The organism is Pedobacter frigiditerrae (assembly GCF_004331645.1).
Lineage (GTDB): Bacteria > Bacteroidota > Bacteroidia > Sphingobacteriales > Sphingobacteriaceae > Pedobacter > Pedobacter frigiditerrae.
Window position 1 is genome coordinate 864,559 of sequence record NZ_SJSK01000002.1, and the last position, 24,980, is coordinate 889,538.

The 24,980-nt window shown below is 35.2% G+C and carries 17 protein-coding genes; 11 read left to right on the plus strand and 6 right to left on the minus strand.

The genetic code is table 11. From position 1 onward, the window contains the following. Positions 1-41: 41 nt before the first annotated feature. From EZ428_RS10585 to EZ428_RS10600, 4 genes are all read left to right on the plus strand, one after another. Positions 42-2,999 (plus strand): SusC/RagA family TonB-linked outer membrane protein, encoded by a 2,958-nt coding sequence (locus EZ428_RS10585; protein ID WP_131553109.1) that lies wholly within the window; start codon positions 42-44, stop codon positions 2,997-2,999. 13 nt (positions 3,000-3,012) lie between these two features. Next, positions 3,013-4,596, plus strand: a complete 1,584-nt coding sequence (locus EZ428_RS10590; RefSeq protein ID WP_225871036.1) for a RagB/SusD family nutrient uptake outer membrane protein — start codon at positions 3,013-3,015, stop codon at positions 4,594-4,596. 17 nt (positions 4,597-4,613) lie between these two features. Continuing rightward, positions 4,614-5,621: a SusE domain-containing protein gene (locus EZ428_RS10595; RefSeq protein ID WP_131553111.1), complete on the plus strand. Its 1,008-nt coding sequence runs from the start codon at positions 4,614-4,616 to the stop codon at positions 5,619-5,621. A 280-nt stretch (positions 5,622-5,901) separates the two neighbouring features. Then, positions 5,902-6,753 (plus strand): N-acetylglucosamine kinase, encoded by an 852-nt coding sequence (locus EZ428_RS10600; RefSeq protein ID WP_131553112.1) that lies wholly within the window; start codon positions 5,902-5,904, stop codon positions 6,751-6,753. A gap of 79 nt (positions 6,754-6,832) precedes the next feature. Here the strand turns inward: EZ428_RS10600 and EZ428_RS10605 are convergent, their stop codons facing one another. Together EZ428_RS10605 and EZ428_RS10610 are read right to left on the minus strand one after the other, a co-directional pair. Further along, on the minus strand, positions 6,833-7,258 hold the full coding sequence (locus EZ428_RS10605) for a T9SS type A sorting domain-containing protein (RefSeq protein WP_131553113.1): 426 nt from the start codon (positions 7,256-7,258) through the stop codon (positions 6,833-6,835). A gap of 137 nt (positions 7,259-7,395) precedes the next feature. Continuing rightward, positions 7,396-8,085, minus strand: a complete 690-nt coding sequence (locus tag EZ428_RS10610) for an NUDIX hydrolase (RefSeq protein ID WP_131553114.1) — start codon at positions 8,083-8,085, stop codon at positions 7,396-7,398. A 128-nt stretch (positions 8,086-8,213) separates the two neighbouring features. Between EZ428_RS10610 and pfkA the strand changes: the two genes are divergently transcribed. The 4 genes from pfkA to EZ428_RS10630 all read left to right on the plus strand — a co-directional run bounded on the left by pfkA (position 8,214) and on the right by EZ428_RS10630 (position 12,877). After that, entirely contained in the window at positions 8,214-9,200 is a 987-nt protein-coding gene (pfkA, locus tag EZ428_RS10615) for a 6-phosphofructokinase (protein ID WP_131553115.1), read from the plus strand. A gap of 6 nt (positions 9,201-9,206) precedes the next feature. Further along, entirely contained in the window at positions 9,207-10,049 is an 843-nt protein-coding gene (locus EZ428_RS10620) for a hypothetical protein (protein ID WP_131553116.1), read from the plus strand. A gap of 5 nt (positions 10,050-10,054) precedes the next feature. Next, positions 10,055-11,053: a type I glyceraldehyde-3-phosphate dehydrogenase gene (gene gap, locus EZ428_RS10625; RefSeq protein ID WP_131553117.1), complete on the plus strand. Its 999-nt coding sequence runs from the start codon at positions 10,055-10,057 to the stop codon at positions 11,051-11,053. Between the two features lie 975 nt (positions 11,054-12,028). Further along, positions 12,029-12,877, plus strand: coding sequence for a hypothetical protein (locus EZ428_RS10630; protein WP_131553118.1), 849 nt, complete (start codon positions 12,029-12,031; stop codon positions 12,875-12,877). A 142-nt stretch (positions 12,878-13,019) separates the two neighbouring features. On the opposite strand, the gene EZ428_RS10635 is transcribed toward EZ428_RS10630, so the two are convergent. The 4 genes from EZ428_RS10635 to EZ428_RS10650 all read right to left on the minus strand — a co-directional run bounded on the left by EZ428_RS10635 (position 13,020) and on the right by EZ428_RS10650 (position 19,393). Then, positions 13,020-13,718: a response regulator transcription factor gene (locus EZ428_RS10635; protein ID WP_131553119.1), complete on the minus strand. Its 699-nt coding sequence runs from the start codon at positions 13,716-13,718 to the stop codon at positions 13,020-13,022. Continuing rightward, the gene (locus EZ428_RS10640) at positions 13,715-15,352 is read right to left on the minus strand and encodes a sensor histidine kinase (RefSeq protein ID WP_131553120.1); all 1,638 of its coding nucleotides are present in this window, start codon (positions 15,350-15,352) and stop codon (positions 13,715-13,717) included. Before EZ428_RS10640 ends, EZ428_RS10635 begins: the two co-directional genes overlap by 4 nt. Position 15,353: 1 nt before the next feature. Then, positions 15,354-16,835 carry a TlpA family protein disulfide reductase gene (locus EZ428_RS10645; protein ID WP_131553121.1) on the minus strand — a complete coding sequence of 494 codons (1,482 nt, stop codon included), beginning with the start codon at positions 16,833-16,835 and terminating at the stop codon, positions 15,354-15,356. Positions 16,836-17,038: 203 nt separating this feature from the next. Then, positions 17,039-19,393, minus strand: coding sequence for a PAS domain-containing protein (locus EZ428_RS10650; protein WP_131553122.1), 2,355 nt, complete (start codon positions 19,391-19,393; stop codon positions 17,039-17,041). A gap of 267 nt (positions 19,394-19,660) precedes the next feature. Here EZ428_RS10650 and EZ428_RS10655 point away from each other — a divergent pair, with 267 nt between their 5' ends. From EZ428_RS10655 to EZ428_RS10665, 3 genes are all read left to right on the plus strand, one after another. Then, a complete protein-coding gene (locus EZ428_RS10655; RefSeq protein ID WP_131553123.1) occupies positions 19,661-20,227 on the plus strand; it encodes an RNA polymerase sigma factor in 567 nt (188 codons plus the stop codon). 90 nt (positions 20,228-20,317) lie between these two features. Beyond that, positions 20,318-21,439, plus strand: a complete 1,122-nt coding sequence (locus tag EZ428_RS10660) for a FecR family protein (protein WP_131553124.1) — start codon at positions 20,318-20,320, stop codon at positions 21,437-21,439. Between the two features lie 150 nt (positions 21,440-21,589). Further along, on the plus strand, positions 21,590-24,979 hold the full coding sequence (locus tag EZ428_RS10665) for a SusC/RagA family TonB-linked outer membrane protein (RefSeq protein ID WP_131553125.1): 3,390 nt from the start codon (positions 21,590-21,592) through the stop codon (positions 24,977-24,979). The last annotated feature ends 1 nt before the right edge of the window (position 24,980 follow it).

The window sequence follows — 24,980 nt, forward strand, 5'->3', positions numbered from 1 at the left end:
ATTTATAACCAAATATTTCACCTTTAAAACGGGCTTTTTCTATGAAAGTATTTTACCCAATTAAGCTTTGTATGTTGATGATTTTTGCACTCTGCACATTGACAACTTATGCACAAACCGGAAGCATTTCTGGTAAGATTAACGACGATGCAAATTTGCCAATTCCTGGCGCTTCTGTTCAAGTTGTCGGAACTCAAAAAATAACATCAACAGACAATGATGGGAATTACAGAATCACTGGCTTAACTAGTGGTACTTATACTTTAACGGTTAAGTATATTGGTTTTGCAACTCAAACCTTAACAGCTACAGTTGGCAATGGGAATGCTGTCTTAAACTTTAACATGAAGACTGACTCTCAAAACTTAAACGAAGTGGTTGTTATTGGTTATGGTACAGCAGAAAAGAAAAGTTTAACAGGTTCAATTACAACTGTTAATTCAAAAGATTTTCAAAAAGGAACAATTACAACACCAGAACAACTCATCCAAGGTAAGGTAGCAGGTGTTAACATTATCAATAATGGTGGAAGACCAGGTGGAGGTAGTGTAATACGTATTCGTGGTGGTGCATCATTAAATGCAAGCAACGATCCATTAATTGTTGTTGATGGTATTCCTTTTAGTGGTAATAGTATTGGTAATGCCCCAAGTCCATTATCATTAATCAATCCAAATGACATTGAGACCTTTACTGTATTAAAAGATGCCAATGCTACAGCTATTTATGGGTCTAGAGCTTCAAATGGTGTTATTTTAATTACTACTAAAAAAGGTGGTTCTGGTGCTCCAATATTTAATTTCAGCACAAACAATTCAATAGCTACGGTCATTAAAAATGTGGATGTGCTTTCTGCAGATCAAATTAAAGCTTATGTTAATGTTAACGGAACAACTGCCCAAAAAGCATTATTAGGTGGGGCAAACACTAACTGGCAAGATGAAATTTTCCAAAATGCATTTTCTACTGACAATGCATTGAGTATGGCTGGTTCATTTAAAAATGTTCCTTACCGTGTTTCTGCTGGCTATTTAGAGCAACAAGGCCTTTTGATAACAGATAAATTAGAACGTGCTACTGGAGCTTTAACAATTGCGCCAACATTCTTCTCAAATCATTTAAAGGTTAATTTAAACCTAAAAGGTTCATTATCCGAATCACATTTCGCAAATGATGGAGCAATAGCAAGTGCCATCCAATTTGACCCTACCCAACCTGTTTATGCAAACAATGCATTTGGCGGCTACTATGAATGGATTCAAGGTTCAGTACCAAATCCAAATGCACCAAGAAACCCAGTTGCTTTAATTAGGTTACAAGATAACAATGGTAAGGCCGCAAGAAGTTTTGGAAATCTTCAATTAGACTATTCATTCCATTTCTTACCAGAATTGCACGCTAATTTAAACTTGGCTTATGATGTAAATAAGGGTTACGGCTATACAAGAGTTGGTAGTATTGCAGCCCAAAGTGCTTCAACAAGTGGTTTTTATGGAAATCGATTAAACACAGAAAGAAATAAAATTTCTGAATTCTATTTAAACTATGCACATACGGCTGCTAGTATTAAAAGCAAATTTGACGTTACTTTAGGTTATGGTTATTATGATAATTCATCTACTGGCTATAATTTCCAAACGTTTAAAGGAACTGGAGAACTTTTAAATACCCCAGTATTTCCATTCTCAATTGAGCAAAACAAATTGCTTTCTTACTATGGAAGGTTCGTTTATACTTTAGCAGATAAATATATTTTATCTGGAACAATGAGAGCTGATGCTTCTTCTAAATTTGCAGAAGAAAATCGTTGGGGCTATTTCCCATCTGCAGGTTTTACATGGAGGATTATAGGAGAAGATTTCATGAAAGATAGCAAAACTTTCTCTGATTTAAAATTGAGATTAAGTTATGGTGAAACAGGTAATAAAGATGGCATCGGTAATTATGATTACCTATCTAAATATTATGCAAACAGTAACACTGGGCAATATCAAATTGGAAATACTTTCTATAACTATTATACCCCTGCCGCATATGATCCAGATTTGAAATGGGAAAGTACAACCACCTATAACGCTGGTTTAGATTATGGTTTTGCAAAAGGCAGAATATATGGAAGTATTGATGCTTATTATAAAAAAACTAAAGACCTATTAAGTACGATTAACATTCCTGTGGGTACAAACTTTAGCAACTTGCTAACTACAAACGTTGGCAACATGGAAGTTAAAGGTATTGAAGGAAGCATTAATTTTGCAGCCATTAAAAGTGAAAATCCCAATTGGGATTTCGGATTTAACATAGCTTACAACAAAAGAAAAGTTACTAACTTAACCTTAAACCCAGATCCAGGATCAAAAGTTGGAGCTGGCGATATTACTGGTGGTGTTGGTACAACATTAAAATACAATTCAGTAAATCAGATTCCAGGTTCATTCTTTGTTTACAAACAAGTTTACAACGCAAGTGGCACTCCTATAGAAGGCGTTTATACTGATTTAAATGCCGATGGTGTAATCAATACAAGTGATCAATACTTCTACAAATCACCAGATCCAAACTTCACTTTTGGCTTTAATACTGCTTTTAGCCACAAGAAATGGACTATCAGCACTGTGTTAAGAGCTAACTTAGGAAATTACATCTACGATAACGTTTCTTCTAATTTTGGCATTAAAACAAACATCTTAAGTCCTAGTGGAATAATTAACAACACTAATAGTGATTTCTTAAATACCAACTTCCAATCTAATCAGTTTTTGAGTGATTATTACATTAAAAACGCTTCATTTTTGAAAATGGATAATTTAGGTATTGCTTATAATGTTGGCAGGTTATCTAAAAATGGCAAAACTAATATGCGTATTTCTGCAAACTGTCAGAATGTATTTGTCGTAACTAATTATGATGGCTTAGATCCAGAACTATCTTCCGGTATTGATTATAACTTATATCCAAGACCAAGAACTTATACCTTAGGTTTAAATGTTGGTTTTTAATAAAAACATAAAAATGAAAAATTCATTTAAAACATTATTGGCAACTAGCATATTGCTAGTGTCATTAAATTCATGTAAAAAGGGCGATTTAAATCTAACCCCAACCAATGATGTAACTGCCGCAACAGTTTATGCTACTCCTGCGGGTTATAAGCAAGAATTGGTGAAACTTTATGCTACTTACGCATTAACTAGCTCTCAAGGATCTGATGTTAGTGAAATTGGTGGCATTAATTCTGGTTTTGCAGATTTTTTAAGATTATTTTGGACATCGCAAGAGTTAACTACCGATGAAGCGATTTGTGCTTGGGGAGATATTGGCATTCCTGAGTTAGATCATTCAACTTGGGCAGCAGATAACGTTTTCTTAAGAGGCCTATATTCTAGAAGCATTTTACAAATTACTTTTTGTAATGAATTTTTAAGAGAAAGTACACCAGAAAAATTAGCCACAAGAGGCATTTCTGGCGTAGACGCTTCTGATATTCAAAAATATCGTTCTGAAGCCCGCTTCTTGCGCGCATACCAATATTGGGTACTGCTAGATGGTTTTGGTAATCCTCCTTTTGTTACAGAAGCTGATGAAATAGGAAAAGTTTCTCCAAAACAAATAACAAGAGCTGCGCTATTTGCTTATGTAGAATCTGAGCTTAAAGCAATTGAAAGTTCCTTATCTGCTCCTCGTACAAACGAATATGGCCGTGCAGATCAAGGTGCAGACTGGGCTCTATTAGCCAGATTATACTTAAACGGTCAAGTTTATACAGGAACAGCAAAATACACAGAGGCCATTACTTATGCAAGCAAAGTTATTGCTGCTGGTTACCAATTAAAAGCTAATTATAAAGATTTATTCTTGGCAGATAACAACGTAAATAATTTAGAAACCATTTTAACTATTAACTATGATGGTTCAAGAGGAACAAATTATGGTGGTACAACGTTCTTAATTAACGCTGCTATCAATGGCGACATGAATCCATCTTCTTATGGGGTTCCAAATGGTGGATGGGGTGGAAATAGAACGCGTCAAAATTTACCCGCTTTATTCCCTGATCCTAATGGCACAGCTGATAAACGTGGTATTTTCTTCGGCACAAAGAACAATGTAGAAGATATAGGCGTATTTACTGATGGCTTAAGAGTTACTAAATTCAAAAACATAACTTCAACTGGTGCAACACCAAGCTCTCTTAATGGAACTTTTAGCTCACTTGACTTTCCATTGTTCCGTTTAGCTGAGCAATATTTAATTTATGGAGAAGCAGTAATGCGTGGTGGTTCTGGTGGCACGCAAGCACAAGCACTTATTTATGTAAATAATTTACGTCAACGTGCCTATGGCAATGCTTCAGGCAATGTAAGCTCATTAACCACTGATTTCTTTCTAGATGAACGCGGAAGAGAGTTATATTGGGAAGGTCATCGCCGTACAGACTTGGTTCGTTTTAACAAATTTACTGAAGCTACCTACTTATGGCCTTTTAAAGGAGGAATTAAAGCAGGTACTGGTTTACCATCATTCAGAAACATCTATCCTATTCCGACTGCAGATTTAATTGCAAATCCGAATCTGAAACAAAACACAGGTTATTAATCTTTATTATTTAAGATATGAAATCAATAATTTTAAAATCTTTAACGTTTAGCTTCATTGCTTTATCGTTATGGTCTTGTAAAAAAGACGAAACCCAATCGGTTGCAAATGCTGGCTCAGGAGGCTCATTAAAATCATCAGCAACAACAGTTGTTCTAGATAAAACAATGTTAGCCACTAACGTAATTACCTTTAGCTTAACTAATGCTAATTTTGGTTATCAAGCAGCAGTAACCAATGTACTACAATTAGCGGTTAAGGGCACAAGCTTTGCTAACCCTAAGGAAGCGATATTACCGGCAAATGCTACATCTAAAGCTTATAATGGTTTAGACTTTAATAACCTACTTTTATCGCTTAATTTACCTACTACAGCTAATTCAGATGTTGAAATTAGAATTAAATCTACCATTTCAAACAATCTAGCTCCTGTGTATAGTAATGTGGTAAGTTTAAGTGCGAAACCCTTTCCTCTTACTGCATGGATTTACGTACCGGGTAACTACCAAGGTTGGAATCCTGCAACTGCAGATAGTTTAGTATCACTTACAGGAAATGGAGTTTATACTGGTGTTATTGCTTTTGATGGAGGCAATTTCAAAATTACACCAGCAAAAAAATGGGACATTGCTTATGGTGTAGCTGGTGCTGGCAAAATTAGCACATCTGGTGGAGATATCAGTTCTATATCTGCTGGTGCAAAACAACTTGATGTAGATATAAATAACTTAACCTATACCATAACACCACTTGTATGGGGAATAATTGGAAATGCAATACCAGGTAGCAACTGGTCTGTAGATACAGACATGAAATATATCAATGATGGAAAAGGTACTTGGAAAGTAACAGTTGCCCTTACAGCAGGTGAATTCAAATTTAGAAAAAACCATGATTGGGGAACTAACTATGGTGGCAATCCTGCGGGAACTTTAAATGGCGACAACATTGCCATAACCTCAGCAGGAAATTATACCATTACTTTAGACATACCTAACAATAAATACACACTGGTTAAAAACTAAATCGTCTAAAAAATTTAAAAAGCCCTTAAAATATTTAAGGGCTTTTTATTTTATTAAAAATTTTACAGTGACCAAAAAACCGATCAAACATTTAGTCTAATTATCACCCTAATAGTGTATAAAGTACACTTTATGTTAAAACCGTTCTTTTGACGCTTAATCAAAACATATACATAAACTTACCATTAAGAAAATAAAAACAAAATTTTAATTTTTTATTTCAAAAAAGCCACATATATTGGTAGACTTTTTACTTATTACATAACTTAACAAACCAAAAATGATAGTTATTGCAGATGGTGGATCAACAAAAACAAATTGGTGCTTGATCAACGAAGCAGGGAGAAAAATCCATTTTAATACAGAAGGGTATAATCCCTATTTCGTAGACAGCGATTACATTGAGAGTTCATTAAAAACATCCTTACCAGATCACCTTGAGCCAGAAAAATTAACTGAAGTTTATTACTACGGTGCGGGCTGCTCAACAGACGCCAAAAGAAAAACTGTAGAAGATGGTATGCAAAAGATTTTTGTAAATGCAGAAATCAAGATTGGCCACGATTTATTAGCCTCATGCAGGGCTTTACTAGGAGATAATGAAGGATTTGCAGCTATTTTAGGAACAGGTACAAACTCTTGTTTATATGATGGCAAAGACATCTCATTAAACATCGATTCATTAGGATACTTCCTTGGTGATGAAGGTAGTGGAAGTTATATCGGAAAAAGGATTTTAGCAGATTATATGAAAGGCTATATGCCAAAGGGATTAAGAGAGAGCTTCTATGATAATTATGCATTAACTAACGAAGATATCTTCGATCATATTTATAACAAGCCTTTACCTAATCGCTTTTGTGCTAGTTTCAGTAAGTTCATTTATGACTTTAAAGAAAACTACGAAGATTACACGCATTCAGTTGTTGACTATGCCTTTACTGCATTTTTCGAAAACTTGGTAATCCACTATCCAAATTATAAAAACTACGAATTAAACTGTGTTGGCTCTGTAGGTTATAGCTTTAGAGACATATTAAGCTTAGTAGCCGATAGATATGAAATGGGTGTAGGCAAAATCATCCGTTCCCCTATAGATGATTTAGTTGACTACCATTTGAGCAAGAGATAATCTTTATCAAATAATCATAAAAATGCCCCAACAATTAGCTGGGGCATTTTTTTTTAAACAATATTATAATTTTTTAAAACTATTGAACAATAATTTTTCTACTGTAAGTCTTGTTATCAACCTGCAACAATAAGATATACATACCAGAGGTGATGTTATTTTTAGCAAGCACCCAATAATATTCTTGCTTACCAGCTGCTTGCTCTTGTTTTACCAATACAGCTAATTGTTTACCTGTCAAATCAATAACTTTTAGTGTAACATTTGCTTTTGCAGTTAAGGTATAGGCAATTGTAGTTTCGGTAACAGCTGGATTAGGGTAATTAAAGAAATTAGTAGCTTGTTTACCATTTAAACCAGCCCAATCTCTTCCAGAAGAGATTAAATTAGATTTACTTGATTTAGCAGAATTTAACAAAGAATTACCATCCCAATGTGCTTGAACAGGTACGTTCATCACAAATAGCACAACAAAAATCAATGTTAATTTGTAGAGTTTCTGCATATTAGGTTGATAGTGTAAATATAACACTCCAAAGCAAAATCCAATAAAGAATTTCAAATTATTTTTTAGCTTATATATTTTTTACCGAAAAAATTCGTTGCTAAGCTAAAATCATTTGGTTATAACACAATATGCCCTTAAAAGGAGATCTCCTTGCCAAATAGTTTAGCGTATTTTCTTCGATCGAATTTATATAAAGTAGCCGCTCTAAAAGAAACCCCTTTTTGTTTTTCATTCAGTTCTTTAAGCACGCCGAAACTCAATATTTTTTTCCTGAAATTTCTTTTATCTAATTTTTTACCCAAAATAAGCTCATACACGTTTTGCACTTGAGTTAAGGTAAATTTCTCAGGCAAAAGCTCAAATGCTATCGGTAGATGTTTAATCCTTCGTTTGATTTTCTCCAAACCTTTATCAAAGATATGCTGATGATCAAAACCTAACTTGGGAAGTTCCTTCACATTGATCCACTGTGCTTTTTTAGCATAAGAGGTTAGCGGTTTTAATGCTTTATCGCCACCTAGTCTTAACATGGCATAATAAGCCACAGTAATTACCCTACCTTGTGGATGTCGGTTTACCTCGCCAAAGGTGTAGTATTGTTCCATGTAAATATCACTCAACCCTGTAAGTTCATGCAAAATACGTGAGGCAGATTGTTCAACGCTTTCGTCTTCCCCTATCAGATTACCAGGCAAAGCCCACCAATCCTTAAAAGGCTCTTCGTTTCTTTCAATTAGTAGAATTTTGAGTTCTCCACCATCAAAACCAAATAACACGCAATCAATTGAAACCGCGGAATTAAACACAGGTAATACTTCTTTCAAGACAAAATCGTTTTTATATTTTATAATATTAGAACAAAATAAATACACTTGTTCATTTAATCCATAAAAATAATGAAAAAAAATTACTTAGTGTAAAAAATACACACTATATTCGTATAATATAAATAATGGAACCAAATATTAGAAATATTGCAGTACTAACATCTGGCGGCGATGCCCCTGGTATGAATGCCTGCATAAGAGCTGTAATTCGCACAGGTATTTATCACGGAAGAAATATGTTCGGGGTAATGCAGGGTTATCAAGGCCTAATTGACAACAATATCCAAGCAATGGATTCTCGCTCGGTAAGTAACATATTACACATGGGTGGTACTATCTTAAAAACTGCAAGGTGTTTAGCTTTTAAAGAAGAAGCAGGTATGGAAATTGCCTATAAGAATTTAAAAGATAAAGAAATAGATGCCTTAATAGTTATTGGTGGCGATGGAACCTTTACTGGTGCAAAACGTTTTGGAGAAAAATACGGAATCAATGTAATAGGTGTACCAGGCACTATAGATAACGATCTTTATGGGTCTGACTTTACCTTAGGTTACGATACAGCTGTTAACACAATTATAGAAGCAATAGATAAAATTAGAGATACTGCAGACTCTCATGACAGGTTGTTTTTTATTGAAGTAATGGGTAGAGACTCTGGCTGTTTAGCATTAAGAACAGCAATTGCAAGCGGAGCTGAGGCTGTACTTTTGCCAGAAAAAGAAACTTCTTTAAAAGATTTAATAACAAAGTTGAGGTCTGGTGCTGATACCAAGAAATCTTCAAGTATTGTAATAGTTTCTGAAGGGAATAAATATGGTGGGGCTTATGACATTGCAAAAAGTGTTAAAAGGAAATTTACACATTACGACACAAAAGTAACGATATTAGGTCACTTACAAAGAGGTGGAAGCCCAAGCGGATTTGACAGGATATTGGGAAGTAGACTGGGATATGCCGCTGTAAATGAAATAATTAAAGGCGAAACCATGCAAATGGTTGGGCTTCGTGGTAACGACATTAGATTAACAAGTCTTGAAGAAGCATTGCATGCTCATAATTATAAGTTAGAAGACGATTTATTAGAAATGACACATGTTTTATCAATATAAATAAGAATGATAGCAGTTGTATATAGCGGATCAAAAAGTGCTTTCTGGAAAATTTCCAATGAAGGAAAGACCATTGCTGAATGTACAATTCCAGGAATAAACCCTCGTTTTAACGACCAAAAGCACATTCTTTATTTATTAAACAAAAACATCGTTTTAATTAACCATGCAGAGAAAATAAAGAAAATATTTGTCTTTGCAGCTGGAGCTTCTTCTGTAAATGCTCAAACGTCTTTAGCCGAAACCTTAGGCAAATTTTTCAAAAATGCTAAAATCAAAGTTGAGGATGATATTTATGGTGCTTCAATAGCAGCATGTTATAACCAGACAGGCATAGTTGGCATATTGGGAAGCGGAGCTAACTGCGCTTATTTTGACGGAAAAAAACCTGAAAAGAATAACTTTGGATTAGGCTACATACTAGGCGATGAAGGTTCTGCCAACTATTTAGGCAAAATCTTATTGAAGAGCTACCTAGAAGACAAAGTCCCTCAAGACTTGAGAAAACAATTCGAAGAAAAGTATAATGTAGATAGGGCCATTATACTCGAAAAAATCTACAGGAAACCTAATGCGCAAAATTACCTTTGTTCCTTCTTAGATTTTTACATAGAAAATAGAAGCCATAAATATATAGAACAACTGATTGATCTGGCTTTTGAAAAATATTTTAACACCTATCTTGTACCAACAACACGTCAGCATCCAAATGAAGAAGTTCATTTTGTAGGTTTGGTTGCAGGAACGTTTCAAGATAGATTGCGCTTAGTCGCAAAAAAACATGACATAAACATTATTACAATAACAAAAGAACCAATATACAATTTACTTAATTATTACTCAAATTAATAAAAATGACTAAAGTAGGAATAAATGGATTTGGCCGTATCGGCAGATTAGTTTTTAGAGCTGCCTTGAAGAGAGGCTTAGACATTGTTGCAATCAATGATTTAATTGAGCCAGATTACATGGCTTACATGTTAAAATATGATACAACTCATGGTGGTTTTGACGGAACAATTGAAGTTAAAGACGGACAATTAGTTGTGAATGGAAAAACCATTCGCATTACTGCAGAAAGAGATCCTGCAAACTTAAAATGGGATGAAGTTGGTGTAGATATCGTTATCGAATCTACAGGTCTGTTCTTAACTCGTGCTGATGCAGAAAAACACATCGCTGCTGGTGCTAAAAAAGTAGTATTCTCTGCTCCTGCTAAAGACAGTGATATCCCTACTTATGTAATGGGCGTTAACCACGAGAAATTAACTGCAGACCAAACAATTGTATCTAACGCTTCTTGTACTACAAACTGCTTGGCTCCAATTGCTAAGGTTTTAAATGACAATTTTGGTATCGTGGAAGGCTTAATGAGTACTATTCACGCTGTAACAGCAACTCAAAAAACTGTTGATAGTCCATCTGCAAAAGATTGGAGAGGTGGACGTGGTGGTTTTTCAAATATCATTCCTTCATCAACTGGTGCTGCTAAAGCCGTAGGTATGGTTTTACCTGAATTAAAAGGTAAGTTAACAGGTATGTCATTCCGCGTTCCCGTAGCTGACGTTTCTGTAGTTGACTTAACTGCACGCTTAGAAAAACCTGCTACTTATCAGCAAATTAAAGATGCCATGAAAGCTGCATCTGAAGGTTACTTAAAAGGTGTGCTTGGTTACACAGAAGACGAAGTAGTTTCATCTGATTTTATTGGCAACGATCATGCCTCTATTTTTGATGCAGGTGCAGGAATTTCATTAAATGATAATTTCGTTAAAGTTGTTTCTTGGTACGACAATGAGTGGGGTTATTCTTCAGCCCTTGCAAAATTTGTAGAGTACTACGGAACTTTATAAGAGAATTCCTTTACGCAGATTAATACGAATGGCGGCACCCAAAAGGTGTTGCCATTTTTTTTAAAAAATAATATAAAAACTATAGTTTTTCATAACTAAATACAACAAAACACAAATTAACGCTTTACTAATTAATGGATTTATAAATTTTGCATAAATAACAGCTACTCGCCGTCACTATTTTTAGCATTTTATGATAATTGATATGAAATAATCAATAAAGAACTTAATAGTTCTCAAATTTTATATTTTTTACTGTTTTACCCCTTAAAAGTTCACCCAGTTTTTTGACACAAAAACTATTGATTTAACATAAATTTAACGTTCACTAATAAATAATTAAAAATATTAAAACTACTTTTGCATCTAAAATATTAGTCAAATGATGTTTTTGAGTACTTTTGTCATTTGAATAACACAAACAAAAAATAAATAAAATTTTTCTTAGTGTACTTTATACACTATAATAAAATTATTTCTATATTTGTATCATCATTAGCTGTTAAAGCAAAAACACTAAAGATTTAAAAAGAAAAAAGTCCGATCTATCGGAATAAAAAAATAACCCGTTCATACAGGTTTATATTTGGTTAGAAAAAGAGATCAGTCTGGATGGATGATCTCTTTTCTTTTTTAAAGCCATCCACAGAAGCAAAATTTTCAATTATAATTTCCAAACATAGATCAGAACCAAAACCTGTGGAGTAATTCTCTATCTATTGTCTACCAAGGTAACCCAGTTTAACCATAACCGAATAAGATTTCCATCTACCCCGTTCCTTATTAGTGAAAATGGCGTGTCGCAGTGTAACTCTTGTACAATATAAGTCCATAGTAGGTCCATATATAGTCCATAGTAAGTCCATATATTTATTGAATAACTTGGACTTTATACAGATTTTATATACATTTATAGTGAAGGGTTGTCGAAGGAGTGTTTCGATGCGGTTATATCCTTCTTAAAACGTAGTGATTATGGCTAGAATGGCAGGGAAATTCATTAGCGGGATTGTGGGCCCGGTAATCTTCAAGAAAGTGGGAAACAGACAGCTTGTTGTTTCCAAGCATAAGGGTGAGCTGATCCAGATGACGGCCGCCACCTATAATGCCGCCTATGTCTTTGGCCTTGCCAGTACCTTATCCAGTTACATCAGGCATGGTGCAGAAAACCTCCTTGCCCACTATGATGGCGGCATGGTTTCCAGGCTTACCGGCGAGTGCAATGGCATCCTCCAGAAGGCAACCATTGACGCTGGCGAGACATTCAGTTTTGACCAGGACTATTTCAGCAGGCTCAATGGCTTTGAGTTCAACGTGGCCTCCCCCGTTAAGAGATATCTTTTTGCACAGCCCGAAGTTATAACAAAAGATGAAGACCTTCTCATATCGCTTCCAGAGATGCTTGTTCCAAGGGACCTGACATTCGCACCGAATGCCAGGTACTGTACTGTGGCCTTTGAGGTTATCCTAATAGACCTAAAAAGCAAGCAGTACCTGCGACAGGACGCACAATCGTTTGAGATTGAACTTCAAAAGGACCCTTTTGGCCTTCCCCCACAACAACTCGTGTTCAAGGGTGCCCCGGGTGCAATCTATTTCGTTTCACTGGGACTCTTCTATGCCGAAAAAACATTTGCGGGAAAGGCCGTGCTCAATAGCCAGGACCTTCACCCAGCCGCCATCCTAAGGGCTGGGTTCTGCCCAGGTGACCCCACTGAGAGGAGCAATTGGCAAAAGATGAGCTTCAAGGACAGGAAAAAGAGAAAGAGCAGTGGGCAAAACAAGGATGATGCCCGTAAAGGATTATTTAGTGGGCGTAAATGATTGTTTAACCCTTACACAACTTTTGTAACTGATCCCTTAGTCCACAGGTTTTGGCTCTCATCCCCAAACATCCATAAGATGATCGACAAGGAAAGGTAATGGGAAATAAGTGAATTTGAATTAATGATCGTCTATAAAATCTCTAACAAATTAACTTATAGCCGAAACCTCTATGATTAATTATCTGAACTGCTGGATCATACTTAAAATATCGCCTTAGTTTAGTGATAAAAACGTCTAAGCTTCTCGAGCTAAAAAAATCATCGTCTCCCCAAACCTGGAGTAAAAATTCTTTCCTTGCCAGCAATCTATTTCTATTCTGATAAAGCGTTTTTAAAACTTCGCTTTCCCTACCCGTCAATTGCTTTATTACCCCTTTATGGACTAAAACTCCTCTCATTATGTCGTAATTATATTTTCCAATATCAACTACACCTGAATTTTTATCACTTTGTTCATTTTCCAACAAGCGGTTTTGGTTAAGCAATACCTTTATCCGAATAATCAACTCTTCCATATCAAAAGGCTTTCTAAGGTAATCATTTCCACCCGCCATATAGCCATTTAACACATCCTGAGGCGTTGTCCTTGCGGTTAAAAACAAAATAGGTGTATGCTTATCCTCTAGCCTAATTTTCTCAGCAATCGCTAACCCATTAATGGAGGGCAGCATTACATCAAGCAACATAAGCCCAGGTTTTTCGGAAGTGTAAGTATCATAAGCCAAGTTTCCATCTGTAATGTATATTACATCGAACCCCCTAGTTTCTAAACTATCCTTAATAATCAACCCTAAGGCAACTTCATCTTCTACTAATAGTATTTTAGGTGCCCCTTTCATTGCGGTAAATTAATTTCGAAGATTGAGCCATTATCATCTGACTTTATAAGTTTAATTTTTCCCTTATGTTTTTCTATTATATTCTTTACATAGTTTAATCCTAATCCATGACCTTTCACACTATGGTCGTTTGGACTAGGCACCCTAAAAAATTTATCGAAAATACTTTTCTGATAAGTGATGGGTATCCCGCTTCCATTATCGCTAATATCAATTTTAAGGCTAGTTGTGCTTTCAAAACATTCGATTTTAACCAGTACTTCCTCCCTACCATATTTAATCGCATTGTCTATCAAATTAATAAAAACGTTATAAAGATGTGTTTTATCTGCAAAAACTTCTTCTTTGGCTTGATAAGTCAATTCTATCTTAACTTTCTTTTTTGAGTGTAATTCCTGAATATTTATCATCTCAGTTAACATATCTCTCAAATTAAATTTAATAATGTGGAGATTAAAATCGCTTCGTTCATAGATAGAACTATTTAAAATGTTATCAATCATAACCGACAAACGCTGCATCTCTTTAGCACTGGCATCTAAATACATAGTAGTTTTTTCTTTGTCCTTTAGTACACCGAAATATTGCATTCCCTGAATGGCTGCTAAAGCAGTAGCAACAGGGGTTTTTAACTCGTGAGAAACATTACCTATAAAATCATCCTTAATTTCTGAGAGCTTTTTCTGTTTTAAGATGGTGTAAAACATATAGGTTAAGCAAGAGCCTATTAACAAAAACAATAAACAAGAGCCCATTATGCTAAATAGCATTTGATTAAGGATATTTGAGGGATTTACCTTAACTACAAGAATGATAAATGGTACTCCAAAATGTAATGTATTAGCAATATCATTGAGTATTGGTTTTACAACATAAATCATATCACTAGACTCACCTAATTTTTGCACATACGCATTCAAGGAGTCAAGCTGTTCGTTAAGCGGATGATAGCGATTATCACTCACCATCTCGACTACTTGCGTGGCTTCTGCTTGAAGAATCTTATTTACAGTTGATTTTTTATTATAGATTTCATTAATTCCTTTTTGATAGACTATCTGCGTGGAAAGGTGATAATTCAATGTCTCTAAACGCCTTTTAATTATTTTATTTAAAATAGCAGTGTCTTCATGCAGATAAAAACAACGCATCAGACTATCTTGGAGTTTATCCTCCCAACTATTAGGCTCGTAATGAACGATTCCAACAAAAGTCGAATAAACACCATCTAATACATCCAAATTCCCTTTGTTAATTCGGTCTAACAAAAGCGGATAAGGACTCCCTTGAACCTTATTCAATTCTTTTGCTGACACTTTAAAAGTTGTCCAAGAAGCATTGGGAAATCTTTTGGTCCTATAACCTAATTGCACATGCTGGCTATCTGGCATCTTCCAATGAACTTGAGTCTCAATATCACTTGGATTAATCGCCTTGATCAACAACCGCCTTACTCGCTCAGCAACCAATTCTCGGTGCTCAATTATCGCTTCGTCTAATACGGTTTTTGCTTCATTTGCTATTTTATCCTTACTCAACTGATAACTACTATTTAACCAGATTACCTGGAAAACAAAGACACCGAGCGTTGCCAAAACACTCAGAGCAATAAGAGATCTTAATTTAAGTTTCATCTTATTTCTTTAATAAGGTGGCAATTTCTTCAGCTTTTTCATTTACTGTACTTAAAGTTGTTTTCGACATCCTACTTACCACGGCACCTTTATCATTTACTAAGAAATGAGATGGATAACTGTGAAATTCAAATACATTATTTACTATATTAACTTCGTCCTTAGATAAATTGATAAAATCACCATCAATCTTAAATTTCTTCTTAACAGCTAACATACTTTCCACAGTAGTGAAAGTAGAAAGAAATAAGAACTTAATCTGCTTCCCTGCCAAGGCAGCAATTAACTTCGGATAAGTTGGCAATTCGCTCATACATGGCCCGCACCAATCGCCCCAAAAATCGATGTATAAACTCATACCCTTGTATTGTGAAAATATATTGATTAATCTTTCCTTTAAAACCGGTTTAACCTTTAGCGCTTTTAAGCGAGCTACAATATCAAATTCGTTAAAAGCTTTGTGCATTGGAGCTTGCACTGTTCTTATCTGCTGTTTTAAAAATGGGTTATCAATAACCTCATTAAAGCGAGCCAAATAGGGCATTGGATCCGAACCAGAGCCTGCTCTTCGTAAAAAAGACCCAAAGTATTGTAGTTCTCTAGCAATTCCAGTTGCAAATTTGTCAATTTCATCAAGGCAAATACCCATCGTGTTTTTTCCGTTCATAGCCTTAATTGCATCATACATTGGATTAATGTTAATCATGATCTGTTGCGCACCAGTTAAGCTACTTAAAAAAGCATAATAGGAAGAACAATTTAGCGCATTATCATTGTTAATTGGTATCGAGTTAATCAATTGCAGTAATTGCTTCTGTGTGATTTCCTTATTATACTTCCCTGCAAATGGAAAGAACAAAATACTTTGGCCTGCCTCATATTGAAACCGACTACGTTGCCAATTGATAAATTTTTGATCTGCAACTTGATTGTCCTCTACAAAAGCACTTAAAAAAGCTAATTGTTCATTGAGTTTTATAACCACACTGGCGGCAAAAGCACTGTCTGTCTGCTTTTTATCACCCATATCAAATTCAGATTTAAAAGGATATTTATCATATGCCGTTTGGAATTTTAGAATCAGGTTATTGATGCTTGCCAATTCACCTTTAGCTACAAAAGCATTTTCATAATGTATTTCTTGTTTTACTTTAGAATCATAAATCTCTAACTGTAAAATGTTATTTGGCTTGGTATAAACATTTATATAGGCGCCTTTATAATTCAATTGGATATCACCTTCAAAGGATTGATAAAGCTTGATCAAAAAATCTCCATTATCCTCTATCTGAATAGCTTTACTTGTGGATCTTCCAAACAAATCATAAGTTGAAAAGCTAAGGAAATGATCTGTCTGACTTGAGTCATAGCCTACTACTTTCCCACTAATTTGGACACTGTCCTTTGCATTAAATGGGTTAATTTGAGCAATTGCAGATTGAAATGCAATAAATGCCATCATAAACAATATGATTCTCTTCATGTTTTTTAGTTTTATTTTCAACGAAACTAGTCATCAAAACCAAACAAGAAAAACGCATTAAGAAACATTAACATTGTTTTTTAGGCAAATGGCTACAAGTTGTTCTTAGAATTCGATTTTAAGTTAAACCAAAAATTAACTTGAACTAATAAAACATACTTTTCATAGAAATAAACCTACATTCCCGTTACCGATCAAATGAGCTATTTAAAATAAATTTTAAATGTAGTTCCCTTATTTAATGCACTTTCTACCTCTATTTTTCCTCCCATTGCCTCTACTTGATTTTTTGAAATGAATAATCCAAAGCCCCTTGCATCGGCATTGCCATTAAAGGTTTGATAGATACCAAACAACTTATCTCCATACTTCTCTAAGTCAATACCAATCCCATTATCCGAAACCCTTAACACATCTTGTCCATCTTCCTTAAAGCAAGCGATAGAAATAACAGGTTTTCTGTCTGGATGGCTATAACGTAAGGCATTAGAAAGCAAATTGAGTAAAATACTCTCCAAGTATGCACGATTATAGTTAACTACGATATCATCATCAACCTTGTTTAAAATGGTAGCTTTTTTAGCCAAAATCTGTGTGTTTTGAACAGCCAAGGTTCTTTGTACATATTCACTCAAGTATAATGGCTCAATTTCAATGTCTATACTGGTTTGAATGTTTACTATATTGTTTAGGTTAAAAAGGGTTTCATTCAAATTGCCCGCAACCTTTTTTAACAATTGTATCATTTCATTCCTATCGTCATCAGTTTGGGCACTTTCTATTAATGCCGAAATACCTTGTATGTTGCCTGCATGTGAGCGTAAATTATGAGAAACAATATAAGAGAAGTTCAATAGTCTTTTATTTTGTTCGGTTACCAAATTAAAAGACTTATTTAATGCTTCATCAGCCTCTTTCTTATTGGTAATATCTATCATGATACCTCTTAATTTAAGAGGCTGGTCTTCTTCTTTTATTACCGTAACGATATCCCTAATCCAAACCATAGAACCATCTTTGGCAAACATCCTATACTCTGCATCATGTTGACTGCCATTTGGCAATAACTTGTTGAGATAGGTCTGCATTACTTCTTTATCATCTGGATGTAAGTGGTCTAACCAAAAATCAGGACTACTCATCCATTGTTTAACAGAATAGCCCAGTATATCTTGCACTTTTTCGCTTACAAAAGTACATTGGTGGGAGCTAAAATCACCCTCCCAAACAATTCCATCAATTGTATTAATTAAAGACTCTATCCTTCTTTGAGAATCTATCAATATCTGCTCCTCTAACTTGCGTTTAGTTACATCCTCAATAATAACAATATGATTTGTAGGTTCATCACCCTCATCCCATAAAGGGGTAATGGTTACACTTCCCCAAATCACAGTTCCATCTTTACCTAAATACCTACTTTCTTTCTTAAACTGCCTTAATTCGCCTTTTAACAACTTCTTAAATGAAATTCGCTCTTCTCCCAAATCATCTAAATAGATAAGCGATTTTATTTTTTTACTCAACAACTCGTTTTCCTGATAACCCAAAAAATCACACAAATATTGGTTTACCTCCAAAATCTGGCCTGTTGTAGAATTTACCCTCGCTATACCGACAGCTGCATGATCAAAAATATTCTTAAACTTACTTTCTGTATCAATTAATTGCGTGGCTTGAGCATAAACCACATTCTGTAGCTGGGCTTGTTTCCTTAAAAGTCGGGTTAACAAATAACTCGATAAACCAGTTAAACCCAAGCCAAACAATATGGCACTAATAATTTGCCATAGCGTACCATAAGGATCCACGTTAATTACATAAACTTTCCAATCACCCTCTGGCAAAACGACTGATTTGTACTGCTGATTGGTAATGTCGTATTGTTTTGGAAGAAAAAACTCTTCCTTTTTGGTAAGGGGGTTAACTTTTGATAGTTGAAATTTATAATTCTCGTATTTATCATTATCAATACCTGCCTTTTTAAGCAGTGTATCTAATTTCATCACTACTGCCGAAAATCCCCAAAACTCATTATTGATAAATAGTGGCAGCCTACCCACAACTCCTATACCTCCTTGCGTTAGTTTTACAGGCCCTTGATAATACATTCTACGTGTTTCAATAGCTTTTTTGGCTTCAAGAATAGTGCGTGTTGGGCTCTTAAAAAGATCTAGGTTAAAGGCTGCTTCATTACCCTTTAACGGATAAATGTATTTAATTACCCCATTAGGCACCAATTGAACAGCCTGCAAATCTGGATTGGTTTTTACCAATTGCGACGCCACCTTCTCAAAGCCATTGGGCTTGCCATTATTATCTAAAGTAAGTGCTAACGTTAAGGCAATGGTATAACCATTTTTTAAGGATTGCTCAATGTTTGATTCGACCCCATCTAAAATATTTGAAATTTCTCTTTCCCTATTTTCCTGGAATAATTGATAGCGCTGCGTAACTATTAAGGATATAAGGCTTAACAAGAACAGGAAAAAAATAAACCCCGTTGTTATGGGCCTAGATAAAAACCAGACAGATAACCTATTGGACTTTTTCGCCATGGCTAATTAAACTGATTGATTAAAATGACCCACATTAACTTAAATTGAGATTGTTGTGTGATAAATATAGTAAAATTGATTAATAAGATGTTGCAACAGAAATGTTTTAAAACAATAGCATTGCTTATTTCAAAATAAACCCCTAAGCACTAATCTATTTGGTAATTAGCTTATTTGTATTAATTTTGATAGCTACATCATAACTCTTGCTTTACCCCTATTAAAATTTTACTTCTTTGGTTTTCAAATAAAATTTGTGATTGCAGCATGTTGCTAGACACTTCTCCTTCTGACACCGAATTGATTGAATTACTGAAGAGTGAGGATGCCTTAGCCTATACCATCATTTACAACAAATATTTTGATGTTTTATACCTTCAGGCTTATCAAAAACTACGCGACAAGGAGGAAGCTCAAGACTTACTACATGAACTTTTTGCACAACTGTGGAACAAGAGAAATTCATTAGTCATTAATTCTAGCCTATCGGGATATTTATACACTGCTGTTAGAAACAAGGTTTTAGATGTAATTTCACATCAAGAGGTAGAATCTAAATACATTAAGTCTTTACAAGGTTACATAGAACAAGGTTATTGCATTACAGATCATAACATAAGAGAAAAACAGCTATCTGCCTTAATTGAAAGTGGCATTGCCAGTTTACCGCCTAAAATGAGGGAAGTTTTTAACCTCAGCAGAAAAGATAAACTTAGCCACAAAGAAATAGCTGCACAGCTTAATTTATCTGAACAAACGGTTAAGAAACAAATTAATAATGCGCTTAAAATATTGCGTAGTAAGCTAGGAATGATGCTTTTTATTAGTCTTTAAATTAATTTTAATTTTTTGTTAAATTTATATACCCCCCACCTACCCCCTTTGCCGTCTATATTTTAAAGAGGAAATAGTCTCTTTAAGGACATGAAAAACATCGAAGCAAAGCAACTACTCAAAAAATATAAGGAAGGCAATTGTACCGAATCAGACTTAGCTCTTTTAGAGAGTTGGTACCTAACAGTAGACAATGAAAAAATCGACATCAGCATTGAGGAACTAAACGAGGCAAAAAGCCAAGTTTGGGCAACATTACCAATTCACAAACGCAAAGAAAAAGCAATTAAACTTTGGCCAAAACTTGCTAAAGTTGCCAGCGCTGCTGTGGTATTAATTTGCCTGTCTTTTAGTTTGTATTTCTACCTCGACAAAAACAACAATCCCGCCAAAACAAGTCAAGCTATTGTTCAAATCTTACCGGGAGGTAAAAAAGCAACATTAACCCTGGCAAACGGCGTATCCATTTCACTAAATGAGGCGAACATTGGAAAAATAGGCGATCAGGGTGGCTCAAATATCTTTAAAACTGAAGATGGGCAATTGACTTATAACACTAGCAATGCAGCCGCTACTTCACAAATAAACTTATTGACCATACCTAATGGAGGTTACTATAATTTAACATTAGAAGACGGCACTAAAGTTTGGCTTAACTCGGCATCTAGCTTAAAATATCCAACTGTATTTAATGAAAATGAAAGGGTTGTTGAGTTAACAGGTGAAGGTTATTTTGAAGTAGCTCACAATGCCAACAAACCATTTAAGGTAATAGCCAACAACCAGGTTGTCCAAGTATTGGGCACCCATTTTAACATCAATGCTTATCATGACGAAAAGAGTATAGCTACCACATTGGCCCAAGGCAGTGTGAGGGTAAGGACTAAAAATGGCACTACTAAGGTGTTAATACCTGGTCAGCAAGCCAATGTAATAGGAGATTTAATTAATATTAAATCTGCAAATGTTGATGATGAAACAGCTTGGATACACAATGAATTTGTATTTAACAATGAAGACATGGGCAGTATCATGCGAAAAATCTCGAGGTGGTATGATGTTGAAGTACAGTGCCCAAGCGATTTATCAAGAATGGTATTTACTGGCTCAGTGTCTAGATCAAAAAACATTAAACAAGTATTAAGAATAATGGAATTAACAGAAAGTATTCACTTTAAATTCGAAGGAAGGAGGATTACTGTTATGCCGTAAATTTTACCTACACAAACAGTAAGCTGAAAATAAGTTAGAGGCGGTTGCAACGCCCCTAACCTTATACTCTAAAAGAGTTTTATTCAGGTTAGCTTGTTAAATAAATCGACTCAATTAACATTTGAAACTTAAACCCAAACAAACAAATGTATGAATTTTTACATGACATTTAATAGCGGTAAAACAAGCCGTATTTATGCCAAAATATTATTGAAATTGAAACTAACGTTCATCATCTTATTTTCGTTTATCGTACAAGCCAGCGCAACCACTAGTTTTGCACAGATCACACTTAACGAGAAGGCCGTTCCACTAGAGCAAATCATACAAAAAATCAGTAAACAAACTGGGTATGATTTCTTTTTCAATGCAAACATGCTAAGCCTAGCCAAACCAGTTACGCTTAAGGTAAAAAATGCATCAATAGAAGATGTACTAAGGCTTTGTTTCGCCAACCAACCTCTAACTTATAAACTAGAAGAAAAAACCATCGTTTTACAATACGCAACCAATCCTCCAAAAGAAAATAAGGAGAAAGACATTGTGGTTACTGGTAAAGTAATTGATGAAGATGGCAAACCGATTGTAGGCGCCTCAATTAGAGTAAATGGCACCAAGGATAAAGTTGCCATTACCGATAGTAAAGGCGAATTTAAAATAACCACAGCAACTGAAACTGATGTTCTAATCATCACCTATATTGGTTACAAAACTAAAGAGGTTAAAGCCAGTACCCAACCACTAACTATCAAACTAGAGGTTTCAGAAACTGAAATGAAAGACATAGTAGTTACAGGAACAGGAATTAACCGTAATAAAGATAGTTTTACAGGAACTACAGCCAAATTTACAGGAGATGACCTAAAAGCAGTTAGCAATAACAACATCATTCAAAGTCTTAGGTCATTAGACCCTTCCTTTCTCCAGATAGAAAATAACTTGGCTGGCTCTAATCCAAACGTAATGCCAGTAATTGAAGTTAGAGGTAAAAGCAGTATTCCAAGTACCACCCTGCGTGATCAATTTGGTGCCGACCCTAATCAGCCACTCTTCATCTTAGATGGTTTTCCCACTACCATACAAACCATTGTAGATTTAGACATGAACAGAGTAGGTTCTGTAACCATACTTAAAGATGCAGCCTCTACAGCCCTATATGGTTCTCAAGCTTCTAACGGTGTAGTGGTTATCGAAACCATTAAACCAAAGCCAGGCCAACTTAGCTTTTCTTATAGTCAAGATTTTAGGTTCGAAATGCCCGTTCTTTCTACCTATAACATGATGAATGCTACTGAGAAATTAGAATTTGAGCGCTTATCTGGTCGTTACATCCCAAGTACTGCAGGCCAACCTGATCAAGAGATTTACTTAGATCAACTTTATAATGCCCACCTTGCCAACGTGAGGAAAGGTATCGACAGCTATTGGTTAAGCGAACCTGTTCAAAATGGTTATTCTACCAACTCTTCAATCAGCGCATCTGGCGGAGACAATGCTTTTACCTATGGCGTTGGCATGAACTATAGAATTGGTGAAGGTACGATGAAAGGTGTAGGAACAGATATTGGTGGAGGTTCTACAACAGCTTCAGGAAGAGATACCTATAGTGGTAGCATTAATTTAACCTATCGAAAAAATAATTTCAACATCAACAACATTACTTACATCAGAGGTTATTCTAGTACAGAATCTCCTTATGGCAATTTCTCAACATGGGTAAATACTAATCCATATTATGAAAAATCAATGAATAGGTATCTTGAGGAATCGAGAACCAGTAATGGACTTACCTTACAGGTGAGTAATCCATTATTTGATGCCATGCAACCACAGTATAACAGGACAAAGAACTTAGAAGTTCAGAATAACTTAAACCTTAATTACGACATTAATGACGTACTAAAGTTAACTGGTGGGTTACAAATTACAAAGGGAAATACCAGCACCGAAGTTTATAAATCGCCAGACATGAGCGCATTTATCAATACACCAACCTTAAGGAAGGGAAAATATACAGATACCAGGGCTAGTAACTTTTCTTATCAGGCCAACTTAATGTTAACGTATCATAAGGTGTTAGCAGAAGACCACATCATCAATGCCAACTTCAGAAATACGGTATCAGAAAGTGAAAACAGAAGTTATAGCAGTGTAGCTGAAGGTTTTCCAGCAGGAAATTTAGGTAATCCTAGATTTGCCTATAGCTATATGGAAGGTGGAGCCCCAACCGCTTCAAGTAATGTTTTCAGAACACTAAACAGTACGGTATCTGTTAACTATTCTTATCAAAACAAATACCTATTTGATGCACTTTACCGCCTCGATGGTTCTACATCTTATGGTAGCAACAACCAATTCTCTCCATATTATTCATTCGGATTGGGATGGAACCTCCATAATGAAGAGTTTATCAAAAGCAAGAGTTGGATCAATACATTAAGATTAACGGCTAACGTTGGAATTACTGGTAATCAGAATTTTGCCAATATCAGCTCACTTTCTGTATATAACTATAACAGTAATACAAACTATAATGTATTTGGTCAAGGAGTAAGTTTAACAACCTTGGGCAATCCAAACTTGGAGCCACAAAAAACGCGTCAAATAAGCAGTTCATTAGAATTTACCTTGTTCAAAAACAGATTTACAGGTTATGTTAATGCTTATGACAAAAGTACAAACCCGTTAATTGTTCCAGTAGATTTACCATCATCTACAGGGGTGTTTAATTACCCATATAATGTTGGTAGTTTAACTTATAGAGGTATCGAAGCTAAGTTTACTTATTTCCCTGTTTACAATTTGGCCGAGCGCATTACTTGGAGTGTTGGCATATTTGGCTCTATGTATAAGAGCAAATATGGAGATATCGGGAACTCGTTAACCTCCCTGAACAAACAACAAGAAAATAACAAAACCACTGTTAGGTATCAAGACGGCTATAGTGCCGAAGCCATTTGGGCCATTAAATCAATGGGCATTGATCCTGCTACCGGAAGAGAGGTTTTCTTAACTAAAGACGGACAGTATACTTTTGACTACGCTACGGCAAACATTGTTAATGTGGGCAATACAACACCGGTGGTTGAAGGAGTGGTTTCTAACAACTTAAGGTATAAAAGCTTTTCATTGGGCTTTAGCTTACGTTATAAATTAGGTGGCGATGTATTCAATTCGGCATTGTTTGACAAAGTAGAAAACATCAGCTTTGTTAGCGTTAACAATAACCAAGATAAACGTGCCCTTTACGACAGGTGGAAAAACCCTGGCGACTTAGCACAGTTTAAAGGTATTTCTCAAACCGCAACCACGCCAATTTCTTCACGCTTTGTGCAAAAAGAAAATGCCTTAACCATTGAGTCTGTAAATATCGGCTACCTTTTAGACAATTCTAAATGGGTAAAAAGCTTAGGACTTAGAAGCCTACAACTTAACGCATTTACAAACGACTTCTACACCCTATCCAATGTAAGAAGGGAACGTGGTATAAATTATCCTTATGCTCAAACGATTGCTTTTTCTTTAAAAGCCTCATTTTAAA